Source organism: Kitasatospora sp. NPDC059803, assembly GCF_042732255.1.
GTDB lineage: Bacteria > Actinomycetota > Actinomycetes > Streptomycetales > Streptomycetaceae > Kitasatospora.
Genome location: NZ_JBHWIJ010000152.1, coordinates 2139 through 19056, shown reverse-complemented (window position 1 = coordinate 19056; position 16918 = coordinate 2139). Strand labels below are relative to the sequence as shown.

The 16918-nt window shown below is 72.1% G+C and carries 13 protein-coding genes; 6 read left to right on the top strand and 7 right to left on the bottom strand.

Annotated elements, in window-relative coordinates:
• Position 1 precedes the first annotated feature (1 nt).
• Positions 2–1090, bottom strand: coding sequence for an NADH:flavin oxidoreductase (locus ACFV6I_RS23175; protein WP_063345949.1), 1089 nt, complete (start codon positions 1088–1090; stop codon positions 2–4).
• Positions 1091–1445: 355 nt separating this feature from the next.
• Between ACFV6I_RS23175 and ACFV6I_RS23170 the strand changes: the two genes are divergently transcribed.
• From ACFV6I_RS23170 to ACFV6I_RS23155, 4 genes are all read left to right on the top strand, one after another.
• Entirely contained in the window at positions 1446–2222 is a 777-nt protein-coding gene (locus ACFV6I_RS23170) for an SDR family oxidoreductase (protein ID WP_380427376.1), read from the top strand.
• 30 nt (positions 2223–2252) lie between these two features.
• Positions 2253–3449, top strand: a complete 1197-nt coding sequence (locus ACFV6I_RS23165; protein ID WP_380427374.1) for a cytochrome P450 — start codon at positions 2253–2255, stop codon at positions 3447–3449.
• 142 nt (positions 3450–3591) lie between these two features.
• Positions 3592–7032, top strand: coding sequence for a carboxylic acid reductase (gene car, locus ACFV6I_RS23160; protein ID WP_380427372.1), 3441 nt, complete (start codon positions 3592–3594; stop codon positions 7030–7032).
• Between the two features lie 71 nt (positions 7033–7103).
• Positions 7104–7475 (top strand): nuclear transport factor 2 family protein, encoded by a 372-nt coding sequence (locus ACFV6I_RS23155; protein ID WP_363375722.1) that lies wholly within the window; start codon positions 7104–7106, stop codon positions 7473–7475.
• A 34-nt stretch (positions 7476–7509) separates the two neighbouring features.
• Here the strand turns inward: ACFV6I_RS23155 and ACFV6I_RS23150 are convergent, their stop codons facing one another.
• The 6 genes from ACFV6I_RS23150 to ACFV6I_RS23125 form a co-directional block, all read right to left on the bottom strand.
• On the bottom strand, positions 7510–8214 hold the full coding sequence (locus tag ACFV6I_RS23150; protein WP_380427370.1) for a hypothetical protein: 705 nt from the start codon (positions 8212–8214) through the stop codon (positions 7510–7512).
• Positions 8215–8324: 110 nt separating this feature from the next.
• Entirely contained in the window at positions 8325–9872 is a 1548-nt protein-coding gene (locus ACFV6I_RS23145) for a Na+/H+ antiporter (RefSeq protein ID WP_063345943.1), read from the bottom strand.
• Between the two features lie 490 nt (positions 9873–10362).
• Complete coding sequence (locus ACFV6I_RS23140; protein ID WP_063345942.1) at positions 10363–10959, bottom strand: RICIN domain-containing protein; 597 nt, start codon at positions 10957–10959, stop codon at positions 10363–10365.
• Positions 10960–11012: 53 nt separating this feature from the next.
• Positions 11013–11645 (bottom strand): hypothetical protein, encoded by a 633-nt coding sequence (locus ACFV6I_RS23135; RefSeq protein WP_063345941.1) that lies wholly within the window; start codon positions 11643–11645, stop codon positions 11013–11015.
• A 158-nt stretch (positions 11646–11803) separates the two neighbouring features.
• Positions 11804–12883, bottom strand: a complete 1080-nt coding sequence (locus ACFV6I_RS23130) for a helix-turn-helix transcriptional regulator (protein WP_380427367.1) — start codon at positions 12881–12883, stop codon at positions 11804–11806.
• A 140-nt stretch (positions 12884–13023) separates the two neighbouring features.
• Positions 13024–14349: a radical SAM protein gene (locus ACFV6I_RS23125; RefSeq protein WP_380427365.1), complete on the bottom strand. Its 1326-nt coding sequence runs from the start codon at positions 14347–14349 to the stop codon at positions 13024–13026.
• Positions 14350–14616: 267 nt separating this feature from the next.
• On the opposite strand from ACFV6I_RS23125, the gene ACFV6I_RS23120 reads away from it, so the two are divergent.
• A complete protein-coding gene (locus ACFV6I_RS23120) occupies positions 14617–15855 on the top strand; it encodes a family 2 encapsulin nanocompartment cargo protein terpene cyclase (RefSeq protein WP_380427379.1) in 1239 nt (412 codons plus the stop codon).
• A gap of 55 nt (positions 15856–15910) precedes the next feature.
• On the top strand, positions 15911–16795 hold the full coding sequence (locus ACFV6I_RS23115; RefSeq protein ID WP_380427363.1) for a geranyl diphosphate 2-C-methyltransferase: 885 nt from the start codon (positions 15911–15913) through the stop codon (positions 16793–16795).
• The last annotated feature ends 123 nt before the right edge of the window (positions 16796–16918 follow it).

Below are 16918 nucleotides of genomic sequence, written 5' to 3'. Positions count from 1 at the left end.
GTCAGGCCAGGCTGGTGAGCACCGCCGGGTCGTACGGGACGGTCCGGGCGAGGTTGCCGCGCAGCGCCTTGGCGGCCCAGTCCGGGTTGGCGAGCAGGGTGCGGCCGACGGCGACGAGGTCGAACTCGTCGCGCTTGAGGCGGGCCAGCAGTTCGTCGATGCCGGTCACGCCGGCCTGGCTGGTGTAGCCCTGGGCGAACTCGCCCTCGCCGTACTGCTGGTCCAGGCCGACCGAGCCGACCGTCACGGCGGCCTTGCCGGTGAGCTTGCGCGCCCAGCCGGCCAGGTTGAGGTCGCTGCCGTCGAACTCGGGCTGCCAGTAGCGCCGGGTGGAGCCGTGGAACGCGTCGACCCCGGCGTCGGCCAGCGGGGTCAGCAGCTGCTCCAGCTCGGCCGGGCTCTGCGCGATGCGGGCCCCGTAGTTGCCGACCTTCCACTGGGAGAACCGGAAGAAGACCGGGAAGCCCGGGCTGACGACCGCGCGGACGGCCTGCACGATCTCGGCGCCGAAGCGGGCGCGGGAGGCCGGGTCGCCGCCGTAGCGGTCGGTGCGCCGGTTGGTGCCGCTCCACAGGAAGTCGTCGATCAGGTAGCCGTGCGCGCCGTGCAGTTCGATGCCGTCGAACCCGAGCCGCTCGGCGGTCGCCGCGGCCTCGGCGAAGGCGGCCACCGTGTCGTCGACGTCCTGCTGGGTCATGGCCCGCCCGGCCGGGGCGCCGTCCAGGCCGATCCCGGACGGGCCTTCGGCGGGCGGCTCCGTCCCGGTGCGCACGACCCCGGTGTGCCACAGCTGCGGGATGATCCGGCCGCCGGCCTCGTGCACCCGCTGCACCACGCGGGCCCAGCCGGCCAGCGCCTGTTCGCCGTGGAAGTGGGGCACGTGGTCGTACGCGCGGGCGGCGGCGCGGTCGACGTAGGTGCCCTCGGTGATGATCAGTCCGACCTGGTGGGCGGCCCGGCGGGCGTAGTACTCGGCCACCTCCTCGCCCGGCACGCCGCCGGGGGACTGCATCCTGGTCATCGGGGCCATCACGATGCGGTTGGGGACCGTCAGATCACCCACGACGAACGGCTCGTCCAAGCTGGACATGCTTTTCTCCCGAGTTCTCGGCACTCATGGTGTGAACATTCCGTGTGCGCCCTCTCCGCCGCTCCGGCGAATCGCCGCCGGGTCGCGCGGAAAATGGTGTGGCCGGATGCACATGGGTAACGCACGATTATCGACCCTGTTGATCGCGGCGTCCAGCGGGTGCTCTTGTCCGTGCTGCATTGCCTCAGGCGATCCACCGCATCGACACAATCATGTTGACCGTGTCCGGGAGATCACGGATAGTGGTGCAGGTGGTTCCGCGTCGCCTTCTGGGTCGCAACTGGAGAATTGATTCCCTTGCCGACCAGTGCCGCGGAAAGGAATTTCCCAGGAACGAAAGGTGGCGGAACCCAGGGTGAGCGAGAGTCGCCTTACCGCGCAGATTTCCCATGACTTGGACGGCAAGCGGGCCGTGGTCACCGGCGGCAGCCGGGGCATCGGCGCCGCGATCGTGCAGCACCTGCTCGACGCCGGCGCCACCGTCGTCACCTCCGCCCGCAACCCCACCGAACACACCCCGTCCGCGGCCAAGTTCATCCAGGCAGACCTCAGCTCGCCGGCCGGGGTGCGGGCGTTCGCCGACGCCGCGCTGGACTCCCTCGGCGGGGTCGACATCGTGGTCAACAACGCGGGCGGCTGCCGGGCCTTCCAGACCGCGCTGGAAATCGAGAACGACTGGCAGTACACGGTCGACATCAATTTCCTGGCCGCCGTCCGGCTCAATGCCGCACTCGTGCCGTCCATGCGCGCGGCGGGCGGCGGGGTCATCGTGCACCTCTCCTCCATCGCGACCATTTCCTCCTACCCGATGATCCTGCACTACGCCGCCGCGAAATCCGCGCTGGAGGTGTACAGCAAGGGTCTCGCGGTCGAGTTGGCACCGGACGGAATCCGGGTCGTCGCGATCTCCCCGGGAAACGTGATGACTCCTGGGGCGGATGAGGCACGCGAGAAGATCGTCCACTATCTCGGCATGGAATCGGAGGGGGACTGGGCCGACGAGGTCCCGCTCGGGCGGATCGGCCAGACCGAGGACATCGCCGAGGCCGTCGGCTTCCTGGTCTCCCGGCGCGCCTCGTGGATCACCGGCAGCAACCTCGTCATCGACGGCGGCAAGAGCGCGTCCCTGTGACCGCCCGCCAGGACTGGAAGGACTGACACGATGACCGCGACAGAAGAAGGGCCGCGGGCCTATCCGTTCGGTCCGGCCGAGCAGCTCGACGTGGACCCGAAGCTGGCCGAGGCCTGCAGCGAGCAGCCGGTGCTGCGGGTGAGCCTGCCCTACGGCGGCGACGCCTGGCTGGTCAGCCGCCACGCCGACGTCAGGACGGTGCTGGCCGACCCCCGGTTCAGCCGGGCCGCCGCCGCCGGCGAGGACGTGCCCCGGATCGTCTCGGCCGGCCTGCCCCGCACCTCGATGCTGAGCATGGACCCGCCGGAGCACAGCCGGCTGCGGCGCAGGGTCGCCAACCCCTTCACCGTGCGCCGGGTCGAGGCGATGCGCCCGCGCGCCCAGCAGATCGTCGACGAACTGCTCGACACCATGATCGCCACGGGCTCGCCCGCCGACCTGACCCAGATGCTGACCTGGCCGCTGCCGATCACGATGATCTGCGAACTGCTCGGCGTGCCCGTCGAGGACCGCGACCGGTTCAACGCCTGGGTGGACGGCCTGCTCATGCTCTCCGACCCGGCCCGCTCCGCGCGGGACCGCGGACACCTCAACGACTACCTCGCCGGCCTGGTCGCCGAGCGCCGCGTCGAGCCCACCAGCGACCTGCTCGGCGAACTGGTCGCCGTGGAGGACGAGGAGAACCGGCTCACCGAGGAGGAGTTGGTCAGCCTCGGGGTCAGCCTGCTGTCCGCCGGCCAGGAGGCCACCGCCAACCAGATCGGCAACTTCGTCTACACGCTGCTGACCAGGCCCGAGCTGTGGCGCGAGCTTGTCGCCGATCCCGGCCTGATCCCCGACGCGGTCGAGGAGCTCTCCCGGATCATCCCGATCAGCGCCACCGCCGGCTTCACCCGGATCGCCACCGAGGACGTGGAACTGGGCGGGCAGACCGTCCGCGCCGGCGACGCGGTCGTCACCGAGTTCTCCCTGGCCAACCGGGATCCGGAGGTGTTCGACCGCCCCGAGGAGATCGACTTCCACCGGGGGATCGTCCCGCACGTCACCTTCGGGCACGGCATCCACCACTGCCTCGGCGCGGCGCTGGCCAGGATGGAACTGCGCGTCGTCCTGGACTCCCTGGTGCGCCGCCTGCCCGGCCTGCACCTCGCCGTGCCGGCCGACCAGGTGACCTGGCGGACGGAACGCCTCATCCGCGGAGCGGACGCGCTGCCGGTCGCCTGGTGAGACGCCCGCCGGCCGGAACCGCCGCCCGGGCCCGACGGGCGGGCGAGGGCTCTGGCCGGCCCCAGTTCGCACGTCGACATCAACCGGACGCCAGACATCAGCCGGCGCTGGACATCAGCCGGACGCTAAGGGAGGGCTCAGCATGGCCGAACCACTGGAGGCGATCACCGCGGCCGTGCGTGATCCGGACAAGGGACTCGCCGAGGCCATGGCGGCCATCATGGAGGGCTACGGCGACCGCCCCGCCCTCGGCGAACGCACCCGGGAGCCCGTGACCGGGCGCCTGCTGCCCGGCTTCGAGACCGTCAGCTACCGCGAACTGTGGGCCCGGGTACGCGCCGTCGCCACCGAGTGGCACCACCACCCGGACCACCCGCTGAGCGCCGGCGACCGGCTCTGCATCCTGGGCTTCACCAGCACCGACTACGCCACACTCGACCTCGCGTGCCTCCACGCGGGCGTGGTGGTCGTGCCGTTGCAGTCCAGCGCGCCGCTGTCCCAGCTGGCGCCGATCGTCGCGGAGACCGAACCGCGCGCCCTCGCGGCGAGCATCGAGCGGCTAGACACCGCCGTCGAAGCCGTCCTCGGGGCGCCCTCGATCCGGCGCGTGATCGTGTTCGACTACCGCCCCGACGTCGCCGAGCAGCGCGACGCCCTCGCATCCGCCCGGCGGCGCCTGGCCGGGGCCGGCCGCCCGGTGGCCGTCGACCCGCTGGCCGCCGTGATCGACGCCGGAGCCGGCCTGCCGCCCGCGCCCCTGTTCGTCGCCGCCCCGGGTGACGACCCGTTGGCGCTGCTCATCTACACCTCCGGCAGCACCGGGACCCCGAAGGGGGCGGTGTACCCCCAGCGGCTGGTCCGCACCGCGTGGAACGGCTTCAGCTACGGCGCGGAGGACGCACCCCCGGTCAGCGTCCACTACATGCCGCAGAGCCACCTCGCCGGCCACTGGGCGCTGATGGGCTCGCTCTCCCGGGGCGGCGTCGGCCACTTCACCGCCAGGAGCGACCTGTCCACCCTGCTCGACGACATCGCCCTGGTCCGCCCCACCGAGCTGACCATGGTCCCGCGCATCTGCGACCTGCTCTTCCAGCGGTACCGCAGCGAACTGGACCGGCGCTCCGGCGAACCCGGCGACGTCGACACGGCGGTCAAGACCGACCTGCGGGAGAACGTCCTGGGCGGGCGCGTCACCAAGGCCTTCTGCGGCACCGCCCCGCTCTCCGCCGAGGTGGCGGCCTTCGTCGAGTCCTGCCTGGGCTTCCACCTGTACACCGGCTACGGCTCCACCGAGGCCGGCGGGGTGCTGCTCGACTCGGTGGTGCAGCGCCCGCCGGTCATCGACTACAAGCTGGTCGACGTCCCGGAACTCGGCTACTTCCGGACCGACTCGCCGCACCCGCGCGGGGAACTGCTGCTCAAGACCGCCACCGCCATCCCCGGCTACTACAAGCGGCCCGAACTCACCGCCGAGATCTTCGACGCGGACGGCTACTACCGGACCGGCGACATCATGGCCGAGACCGGGCCGGACCGGCTGGTCTACGTCGGTCGCACCAAGGACGTCCTGAAGCTCTCCCAGGGCGAGTTCGTGGCCGTCTCCCGCCTGGAGACCGCCTTCGTCGCCAGCCCGCTGATCCGGCAGGTCTTCGTGTACGGCAACAGCGAGCGCGCCTACCCGCTCGCCGTGGTCGTCCCCGCCCCGGACGCGCTGGCCAGGGCCGGCGGGGACACCGAGTCGCTCAAACCGCTGCTCGTCGAGTCGCTCCAGCGGATCGCCAAGGAGGCCGAGCTCAACTCCTACGAGATCCCGCGCGACATCCTGATCGAGACCGAACCCTTCAGCGCCGCGAACGGCCTGCTCGCCGACAGCCACAAACCGCTGCGCCCCCGGCTCCGGGAGCGCTACGGCGAGGCCCTGGAACGGCTCTACGCCGAACTCGCCGACGGGCAGGAGCGCCGGTTGCACGACCTGCGCCGGGCCGGGCCCGACCAGCCGGTGCTGGACACGGTCGGCCGGGCCGCCCAGGCGCTGCTGGGCTGCGCGGGCGCCGAGTTGAGCGCCGACGCGCACTTCACCGACCTGGGCGGGGACTCGCTGTCCGCGCTGTCCTTCGCCGCCCTCATGACGGAGATCTTCCAGGTCGAGGTCCCGGTCGGGGTGGTGATCAGCCCGGCCAACGACCTGGCGCGGGTGGCGGGTTACATCGAGGAGCGGCGCCGCTCCGGCGCCGCGCGGCCCACTGCCGCCTCCGTCCACGGCGAGCACGCCGCCGAGGCCCGCGCCGGCGACCTCACCCTGGACAGGTTCCTCGACGCGGCGACGCTCGCCGCCGCCCCGACGCTGCCCCGCCCCGACGGCGCCGTCCGTACCGTCCTGCTCACCGGGGCCACCGGCTACCTCGGCCGCTTCCTGTGCCTGGAGTGGCTGGAACGGCTGGCGCCCGCGGGCGGCAGGCTGGTCTGCGTGGTCCGCGGCGCCGACGCCGCCGTCGCGGCGAAGCGGCTGGAGGCCGCCTTCGACAGCGACGACGACGAACTGCTCCGGCGGTACCGGGAGTTGGCCGACGGGACGCTGGAGGTGCTGGCGGGCGACATCGGCGAGCAGCGGCTGGGCCTGGCCGAGGACACCTGGCAGCGGCTGGCGGACACCGTGGACCTGATCGTCCACCCGGCCGCCCTGGTCAACCACGTGCTGCCCTACGACCAGCTGTTCGGGCCCAACGTCGTCGGCACGGCCGAACTGATCCGGCTGGCACTCACCACCCGGCTCAAGCCCGTCACCTACGTGTCCACCGTCGCCGTGGTGGCCGGCGCCGCGGCCGCGGCCCTCGACGAGGACGGCGACATCCGCGCCACCAGCCCGGTGCGGCACCTCGGCCGGGGCTCCGGCGGCGGATCCGCGCCCGGATCCGACGGGTACGCGCACGGGTACGCGACCAGCAAATGGGCCGGCGAGGTGCTGCTCCGCGAGGCCCACGACCTGTGCGGACTGCCGGTCGTCACCCTGCGGTCGGACATGATCCTCGCGCACGGCAGGTACCGGGGGCAGCTGAACGTGCCCGACGTGTTCACCCGCCTGCTGCTCAGCCTGCTCGCCACCGGCATCGCCCCGGGCTCCTTCTACCGGGGCGGCGGGCGCGCCCACTACGAGGGCCTGCCGGTCGACTTCACCGCCGAGGCCGTCACCGCGCTGGGCGCGCGGGCCACCGAGGGCTACCGGACCTTCAACGCGCTGAACCCGCACGACGACGGCGTCTGCCTGGACACCTTCGTCGACTGGCTCATCGAGGCCGGCCACCCGATCCGGCGGGTCGACGACTACGACGACTGGCTCGCCCGGATCACCACCGCGCTGCGCGCCCTGCCGGAGAAGCAGCGCCAGCACTCACTGCTGCCCCTGCTGCGCGCCTTCGCGCGGCCCGGGGAGGCCGTCCCCGGGTCGGTGATCCCCGCCGCCGGGTTCCGGGCCGCCGTGCGGGCCGCCAAGGTCGGCCCCGACCAGGACATCCCGCACCTGTCGGCGGCCCTCGTCCGCAAGTACGTCACCGACCTGCGCCACCTCGGCCTGCTTCCCCGCTGAGAGCACCACCGCGCCACCTCAGCACCGCAGCACCATCCCCGCATTCGACCCGACGGACACAGGAGTTCGGCATGGCACAGAGCATCGGCGAGACGGTCATCTCGGGTCTGCGGCGGCTGGAGGCGAACGACTTCGCCGGCTTCCGGGCGCTGTGCACCGAGAAGGCCACGGTGTGGCAGAACGACGGCAAGGACGAGCAGGCGATCGACGAGCGGCTCGTGCACTTCAAGGCCTTCGCCGCCGGTGTCGAGTCGCTGCGGTTCGAGGTCCTCCGCCAGTTCGAGAAGCCGGACGAGGTGCTCCAGCAGCACGTCATCCACCTGCTGTCGGCCGACGGGGTCGTCCAGGAGGTCCCGACCGTCGTGTACTTCCGGTTCGAGGGCGGCCTGATCGACCGGATCGAGGAGTTCCTCTACACCGTGCCGCAGAGCAGCACGGCCTGACCGCCCGCCCGCCCGCCTTCCTGAACCTGAACCGTCAGGCGGGCGCTGCGGCGCGGGAGTCCCGGAGGCTGCGGCGGGCGGCGGCGGTGACGAGCAGGGCCCAGAGCAGGCTGAGGCCGCCCAGGGCGTAGACGCCGCCGCGGAGGAAGGAGAAGTCCAGGTCGGTGCCGGCCGGCGGGGCCCAGCCTTCGGGGTCGACGAGGACGGTGGTGGTGGTGCCGGCGGAGGACGACCCGGAGCAGCCCGAGCCCTGGAACTTGGGGTGCGGCAGCGGCTTCCCGTCCGCGCGGCGGATCGCGCAGGACCAGCTGATCCGGCCGCTGCGGTCCTTCGAGCTGTGGGCCTCGGTGACGACGACCTCGGTCCGCTCCCCGCGGTGCGCGAGTATCTCCGCCCGGATGGTGGTGGGTGGCAGGGCCAGCAGCAGGACCCCCAGCAGGACGCCGGGCCAGAGCACCCAGCCGGCGGCCCGGACCACCATCAGCCCGCCCAGCGAGGCGATGAGCACCAGCACGGCGAGGACCGTGAACAGGGCGGAGTAGTCCGGGTCCACGGCGAGCGCCATCAGGCCGACGAGCAGCAGCGGGGCGAGCACCGCGACCAGGACCGCCGCCCGGCGGATGGTGCGGGGCGCGAGCGGCTTGTCCTTCCGGGGCTTCCGCTTGGCGCTCTTCGGCCGCTGGGCGGCGGCGGCCGCCGCGCTCAGTGGCCGCTTCTGCTTCTTCCTGCCCTGTGCCATGTGGCCCCCGTTCGGTGCTGCGTCGGACTGCTCGCGACAGTCTGACCTGCGGTGCGGGGGTGCGGAAGACCGGGGGCCGCAAGCCGTCACGGCCGGCCGGGTCAGGCCGGTCAGACCCGCCCGAGTCCGGCCTGCTCCAGGTCGAGGTCGCGCTGGAGGCGGCGCAGGGTGGTGTCGCTGATGAGGTGTTCCTCGTAGAGGCGGTGCAGCCGGGCGTTCTGCACGGTGATGACCTCGCGCCGGAGTTGACGGTAGGCGGCGTCGGCGGTGGTGCCGTCGGGGGTCTCGGGGGTGCGGTCGAGGCGGGCGGCGAGGCCGCGCCGGACCCGGTCGATCGCGGTGTCGGGCATGACCTCCAGGGCGGCGAGGTGGTCGACGTGGTCGAGGGCGGCGCGGTTGAGGGCGTCGCGGGCGTCGTCCTCCTCGCGGGCGGTGTGCTCGGGCTCCAGGGCGAGCCCGGAGCGGTGGACCACGGCGGCGAGGGTCAGGCCCTGCACGACCAGGGTGAGGACGACCACCGCCGTGGTCAGTACCAGGACGAGCGGGCGCCCGGGGATCCGGTTGCCGTCCGCGGTGAGCAGCGGGATGGACAGGGCCGCCGCCAGCGGCATGACGCCCCGGGTGCCGGCCCAGGTGACGACCCCGGCGACCCGCCAGGACAGCCGGCCGCGGGAGGGCTTGACCCCGCGGGTCAGCGGCAGCGTCCACAGCACGCGGACGGCGATCAGCACGGCCGCCAGCGCGAGCGCCTGGAGCGGCCACCAGCCGGTGCCGGCCGGCAGGTCCCGGACCAGGGCGGGCAGTTGCAGGCCGACGATGCTGAACACGACGCTCTCCAGCAGGAACACCACCACCGCGGAGACGGCGTGCAGTTGGAGCCGGATGCGGGCGTCGGTGAGGCGGTGGCCGGAGCGTCCGAGCAGGACGCCGGCGACCACGACCGAGGTCACCCCGGAGGTGTGCGCGGACTCCGCGAGCACGTACGCCGCGTACGGGGTGACCAGGGCTATCACCGTCTCCAGGACGGGGTCGGCGGTGCGGCGCCGGATCAGCCACACCAGGCCGGCCACGGCGGCGCCGACCAGGCTGCCGCCCCCGCCGAGCAGCAGGAGCTCGCCGCCCGCCGCCGGCAGGTCCACCGTGCCGCCCACGGCCACGGCGACGCCGACGGCGACCTTGAACAGCACCAGCGAGGTGGCGTCGTTGAACAGGCTCTCGGCCTGCACCAGCACCTGGACGCGCCCCGGCAGCGCCAGCCGGCGGCCGAGCGCGGTGACGGCCACCGGGTCGGTGCTGGACAGGACGGCCCCCAGCACGAACGCCATCGCGGGCGGGAGCCCGGCGACGGCGACGGCGACGAAGCCCACGGCGGCGGCGGAGGCGAAGACCAGGCCGAAGGAGAGGATCGTCACCGGGCGCCACACCGTGCGCAGATCACGCAGCGACAGTTCCTCGGCGGAGGAGTAGAGCAGGGGCGGGAGCACCACCAGGGCGATGGCCTGCGGCGGTACGTGCAGCGCGGGCACGCCCGGGACCATCGCGACCGCGAGGCCGACCAGGACCAGCAGGGAGGGCGCGGGCACCCGCAACCGCTGGGCGAAGGTGGCCACGCTCGTGGCCAGAACCACCAGAACCAGAACGATCCCCACGGCGCGCATTTGCGGAAACGACCCATCACGACGATCGGGGTCGCCGCCGCCCGAGCGCTGCAGTCGTCCCCCGAGCCGACCAGACTTCCCGGCACACCGCCAGTCATCTTATCGGGTCGTTTGCGCGGGACGGTAGGGTGCCCGGCCGGTCGTGCCTCAGCGGCGCCCGAGCAGCCTCGCCAGGAAGCCGCCGCCCTTGCCCTTCGTCCGGTCGCAGGCGCAGCGGCCGGACTTGGGCACCCCGGCGAGCACCTGCTCGACGTGCATGCCGCACCCCGCGTAGCTTGCCTTGCCACACGTCCGGCAGGTGGTTCGTCGACACATCGCGCTACTCCTCACGTCGCACCCCCGGATGGGGCGGCCAGTTCTTTCAGGATACCCCACCCGGTATTTTTGGACGTGTGCCCCGGGGCCGGCGGATCGGCGCCCCGGACCCGCCGTGCCCGGCCGGGGCTGTCCGGCCTGGCACGACGGGCGTTCCTCGTGGTGTGCCGTGCGGTCAGACGGCCTGTAGGTAGAACAGGTCCGGTCGGCTGTCCTGGACGATCTGGTAGCCCAGGCCGTCGCTGTGGTTCTGGGCGGCGACCCACTTGCCGGAGTTCACGTTCTGGAGGGCGAAGCGGTTGCTGCCCGGAACCTTCGCCATCCAGAACGCCTGGTTCTCGGGGACGACGTCGCCGCAGCCGACCGTGATGATCCAGTTGCCGTCGTCCTTTCCCCAGCGGTCGACGACCATGCACCAACCGCGCCAGCTGTCGCGGAAGTACACCAGCTCGCGGCCGTCGGAGGCGTGCTTGCGACAGACCTGCCACTTCTGGTTCGACTCGTCGCCCCAGAAGTACTGGATGACCGAGCCGTGGTTCCCGGAGGAGAGGGCGACGGTCAGCGGCCGGTCGGCCCCGGCGGTGTTGATGCGGTAGAGGCCGGGGTCGCAGGGGTACTCGCTCTCCGGGTCCGCGGCGAGTGCGGTGGCCGACGTGGGGGCGGCCAGGGCGGCGGGGGAGGCGGTGAACAGCAGGGCGCCGACGGCGGCCGCCGTGCCGAGGACGTTCAGCGGGCGTCGGGCCCGGGAGCGTCGAGGGTGCGGTTCGGGCATGGTGGACTCGCTTTCGCAGCAAATGGGTTGGGTCGTTTCCGCGATCCTGGGCATCAGCAGACGAGTCGCGCCCGGGCGGCCGCGCGCAGGGTGCCGGCCGGCTCCGGGTAGGCGCAGGAGACGGTGCCCTGCTCCGGGACGTCGAAGGTGGTGAAGGTGCCGGGGCCGTTCGGGCTGGTGTTGATCCAGTAGCCCGTGTTCCCGCTGCGGGCACAGATGTAGCGGACCCACTCGCCGGTGACCTTCCGGGTGCCGCGGTAGAGGCCGTAGTAGCCGGGGCTGTTGAAGTTCACGGTGTCGGTGACGGTGGTGGTGCGGGTGGTCGATTTGGTGTTGGCCACGGAGAAGCCGACCTTGACGCTCACCTTGGCGAAGATCGCCTTGAATTCGGCGCTCACCTCGGTGCTGGTGTTGATCGTGGTGCTCACCGAGTCGACCTCGCTGAGGGTCTTGGTGTAACTGCCGGTGGTGCCGGGGGTGATCGCGACCGCGAGGAAGTCGGTGACGGTCGGTTCGACCCGGGCGGAGGCGATGTCCTCCCACAGGTAGTCGCGGGCGGGGTCACAGGTGGCGGTCGGCGGTGTGGTGTCGGCGTGTGCGGGCGCGGCGCCGAGGCCGAGCCCGGTCACCGCGACCAGCGCGGCGACTCCTGAGGTGAAGGCGGTGCGCCGGGTGCGCGAGCTCATGAGGGTGCTCCTCCGCTGGAAATGGGTGCACTGCGAGCCGTCATGTGCATGACGTGAATCCCCCGTGGGGAAATCTTCACGTTCGCGGCGGGGTCGCGGCCATCCCAGATTCCTGGGGGCGTACGGCGGGGCGCGCGCCTGGGGCGCGGGGCCCCGGGTCAGCAGCGCCCCCCGCCGAGCATGATCCGCGCGATCAGCTCCTGCCGGCTGCCCACCCCGGTCTTGGTGAACACCGACTTCAGGTGGTCCTGCACCGTGTACGGCGTCATCGCGAGCAGCCGGGCCACGTCCCGGGTGTCGCTGCCGCGCACCAGCAGCAGCGCCACCTCCTGCTCGCGGGCGGTCAGCCCGTACGCGGCCAGGTAGAGCGGCATCACCTCGGCCGGCGAGGCGGGCGTGGCCACCACCGTCACCTCGTCGGCCGCCGCGTCACCGCGCAGCGCCGATCCGTGCAGCAGGTACCAGCGCTCGTCCCGGGTGCGGACCCGCACCGGTGTCTGCGGCGCGGCCAGCCCGTGCGCCGCCCGGCGGGCGTGCTCGGCGGCCATCGCCACGGAGGTCGGGACGCTGAGCGAGGTGGGGGTGGGGTCGGCCAGCCGGTCGAGCAGGTCCTCGGCCGGGCCGGACATCGCCCGCAGCCGGTTGCGCCGGTCGAGCAGCAGGACCGCGGGCCCCGCGCCCTCCTGGTCCGGCGCGCCGGCCGGAACGTGGCACGCCCGCAGCGCGTTGCCCAGGTGGCGGGCGGCGGCGCCGGCGAGCTCGCGCTGGCGCCCCAGGTAGGGGCCGCGGTCCGGGGCCCGCATGAACGCCGCGCACCCCCACATCCCGCCCGTCGCGTCGAACACCGCCCGCAGCTCGTCCCCGAATCCGGCCGGCGCTATCTGCTCCCGGAACCGCACGCTCTCCTGCGGGCGCCCCTTGGTCGCCCGGCTCAGCGTCTCCGCCTGCGCCCCGCTGTGCCGGATCTTCGGGAAGGTCGCCAGGTCGTCCTCCCAGACCTCCAGCCTGACGGCGTGCTCGTACGCCGTCAGACTGAGGTCCTCGCTCTGCACCGAGTTCACCAAACCGGTCGCCGGATCCGCCGTGTGCCAGCACACCGCGTCGAACTCCAGCACCGGGCGCAGCAGTTCGTCCGCCCGCCGGAACACCTCCGGCGCCGTCAACCCCTCCCCGGCGAGCTCCCGCATCCCCTCGATCGCCGACCGCGCCGCCACCCCACGAGCCCCACGTAATCCCATGGCGGGAAGCTAACACGCTGTTCGTACCCCCACCTACGCGCCGATCGGCGGGGTCCGCCTCCTCCTCGCGGCGGTCCGACGGCCCCCGGCATCATCCTGACGTCTCGTCATGTCGGCCGGGGGCGGCGTGCGCCGGGGGCTCAGCCGGGCAGCGAGTCCATGAAGGAGCTGACCGAGAAGACGGCCTTGCCGGGGCCGGCCGGGCCGTAGCCGGGCGGGGAGGAGAGGCCGAACTCCTCCAAGGTGGCGCGGTAGGCCTGGAGCAGGCGGATGTGGTACTCCAGCGGGGCGCCCTGGGGGTTGGCCTTGCCGAGCGGAGTGGTGGGTTCGGGGCACCAGGTGGTGAAGCGGGGCACCACGCCGTGGGACATGAAGAAGCGCAGGCCCTCCCGGGTGGAGGCGATGGCCTCGTCGACGGTGGTGAAGCCGAAGGGCTGCGCCATCTCGACCCCGGCGACGAAGTTGGGGATCACGTTCTCCGGGCCGAACACCTCGGTGGAGTCGAGGATGCGCCGGTGCCACTCGTCGCGGCCGACGTAGCGCTCCTTGCCGGGGCAGTACAGCTCGAACAGGCGCTTGTCCCAGACCTCGAAGTTGGGGTGGTAGATCCGCACGCCGTAGTCGTGGAAGCGCTGGACGTCCTCGCGCGGCAGGGCCTGGGCGACGACCTTGCCGATCCAGCGCCCGGGGAAGCGCTCCTCGATGGCCTTGGCGTACTGGCCGTAGAAGTCGGCCTCGTCCCGGCCGCCGACCTGCGAGGTGATGGCGCCGCCGGTGAGGGTGTACGCCTGGGAGGCGCGGGCGGTGTCGTGGCGGTCGATGAGCTCCAGCGCCTCCAGCACCTCCTCGACCGGCTTGACCCCGGTGTAGGGGCGGCCCGCGGCCTTGTGCTGGCGCCAGTTGTGGTTGATGTCGCAGTACTGGCACTCCTCCTTGGCGCCGAAGTACTGGCAGACCCGGAAGACCGTCAGGTAGATGAGGTAGCCCCACTGGATGGTCGGGGCGACCTCCATCACCGACTTCCCGTTGGCCAGGGTGTGCCGGTAGTAGTCCGGCATCGGGGGCAGGCCCACGTCGGCGATCCGCGCGCCGTCGAGGTACAGGCCGAGGGCGCCGTCCTCCCCGGCGCCGACCCGGTACGGCGAGTCCGGGTTGACGCGCACCGACACCACGGTGCGGCGCAGCCCGTACGGGCCGCCGGTGAGCACGACCTCCTCCGGCGGGCGGTTGAGCGCGGCCGCGCCGAGTTCGGGCAGGGTGTGGTGGTCGAAGGAGAAGATGAAGTACGACTTCGGCTTGACCTCGCCGCTCCCGTCGGTGCCGGTGCTGCCGCTGAGGGCGGACTCGTCGAAGGCCATGCCGCCGCGCAGCAGGTCCTCCTTGATCACGGCCTCCCGGGGTACGTCGGGGAAGCGCTCCATGAGGTCCTCGACCAGTGCGGTGCGGCTGCGGCCCTGGGTCTCCATGTGCTGGTACGTCCTTCCTGGCCCCGTTCCGTCACGGGGCCGTGGCCATTCTTCTCCCCCTTACACCGGCGGGCGCGGCGGACCGATGCATGAGGAGGCGGCGTTTCAAACGCCATACGGGCCTACGTTCACCTGATCGGGTGTAGAAGATCGTCCGGAACGTTTCCGAACCGGCCCCCGCGCCTACGGTTGTGAACCGAGCGAGACGGGGGCGCGTTCGAAGACCGCCCACGCCGTCGGCCAGGTGACGAGCCGTCATATCTTGCGATCCTTCATCAGAGTCAGAGGAGGCTCCATGCCCCTGTGCACCAGAGCGGGGACACCCTTCGAGCGCACTGCCGCCGCGGCGGTGGGGTCATGAGCTCCTCGGCGATGGAGCGGATCCTGCGCGGTCCGAGCGGCCTGGGCACCGCGGGCCTGAACCTGGCGCAGAGCGCCCCCGCCCCGAGCGCACCCGCACTCAAGACCTCCGTGCCCGGCGTCCCCGCGTCCGACAGCCCCTCGCCGGGTGGTTCCAAGCCGAAGCCCGGCGACGCCATCCCGGGCCTCTACCACCACCCGGTGGCCGAGCCCGACCCGGTGCGGGTGGAGGAACTGAGCCTCAGGATCAAGGCCTGGGCGCTGGACGAGGTCGAGCTGTACCCGCCGGACTGGGAGAAGCAGTTCGACGGCTTCTCGACCGGCCGCTACATGGTGGCCTGCCACCCCGACGCGCCCAGCGTCGACCACCTGATGCTCGCCGCCCGCCTGATGGTCGCCGAGAACGCGGTCGACGACTGCTACTGCGAGGATCACGGCGGCTCACCGGTCGGCCTCGGCGGGCGCCTGCTACTGGCGCACACTGCGCTCGACCCGCTGCACACCACGCCGGAGTACCACCCGGAGTGGGAGGCCTCGCTGTACGAGGACGCGCCCCGCCGGGCGTACCGCTCCGCGATGGAGTACTTCACCCGGGCCTCCACGCCCTCCCAGGCGGACCGGTTCCGGCACGACATGGCCCGGCTGCACCTCGGGTACCTCGCCGAGGCGTCGTGGGCCGAGACCGAGCACGTCCCGCAGGTGTGGGAGTACCTGGCGATGCGCCAGTTCAACAACTTCCGCCCCTGCCCGACGATCACGGACAGCGTCGGCGGCTACGAGCTGCCGGCCGAACTGCACGCGCTACCCGCCATGCAGCGCGTGATCGCCCTGGCCGGCAACGCGACCACCATCGTCAACGACCTGTACTCGTACACCAAGGAGCTGTCCATCCCCGGACTGCACCTGAACCTGCCCGTGGTGATCGCCGAACGCGAGGACTGCTCGCACCAGGACGGCTACCTCAAGGCGGTCGAGGTCCACAACGACCTGATGCACGCCTTCGAGGCCGAGGCGGCCGCGCTGGCCGCGGCCTGCCCCGTCCCGACCCTCGTACGGTTCCTGCGCGGTGTGTCCGCGTGGGTCGACGGCAACCACTTCTGGCACCAGACCAACTCCTTCCGCTACACCCTGCCCGACTTCTGGTAACCACCGTTTCCGGCAGCCATCCCTCTTCCGTTGATCACCCGCTAGGAGCTGACGCATGTCCCTGACCGACGACATCACCACCCCCGCCGACAACGCCGCCATCCCCGGGCCGGCGACTCCCTACCAGGGCGACATCGCACGCTACTGGGACCACGAGGCACGGCCGGTCAACCTTCGCCTCGGCGACGTGGACGGCCTCTACCACCACCACTACGGCATCGGCGACGTCGACCACGCCGCCATCGGCGACCCGGCCGACAGCGAGCGCGAGAAGAAGGTGATCACCGAGCTGCACCGCCTGGAGTCCGCGCAGGCCGAGCTGCTCCTCGACCACCTGGGCGCGGTTCCGTCCGACGCCACCCTGGTGGACGCCGGCTGCGGCCGCGGCGGCTCGATGGTGATGGCCCACCAGCGCTTCGGCTGCCGGGTCCAGGGCGTCACGCTCTCCGCCAAGCAGGCCGAGTTCGGCAACAACCGGGCCCGCGAGCTGGGCATCGGCGACTTCGTCCGCTCGCAGGTCTGCAACATGCTCGACATGCCGTTCGAGACCGGCCAGGTGGCGGGCTCGTGGAACAACGAGTCCAGCATGTACGTCGACCTGCACGACCTGTTCGCCGAGCACTCCCGGATCCTCGCCGTCGGCGGCCGGTACGTGACCGTCACCGGCTGCTGGAACCCCGCCTACGGGCAGCCGTCCAAGTGGGTCTCGCAGATCAACGCGCACTTCGAGTGCAACATCCACTCCCGCCGGGAGTACCTGCGGGCCATGGCGGACAACCGGCTGGTGCCGCAGGCCGTCATCGACCTGACCCCCGCCACCCTGCCCTACTGGGAGCTGCGCGCCACCTCCTCGCTGGTCACCGGCATCGAGGAGGCGTTCATCAACTCCTACAGGGACGGTTCCTTCCAGTACGTCCTGATCGCGGCCGACCGGGTCTGATAGGTCTGACGGTCCGGGTCCGTCCGGTCCGGGTGTGACGGTGGCATAACCGCTGTTGGTGGGTTGCAAACGCAATCGGATGAGGCACAGCGACCAACCGGTCACAGACCGGGGTCTGTGAGG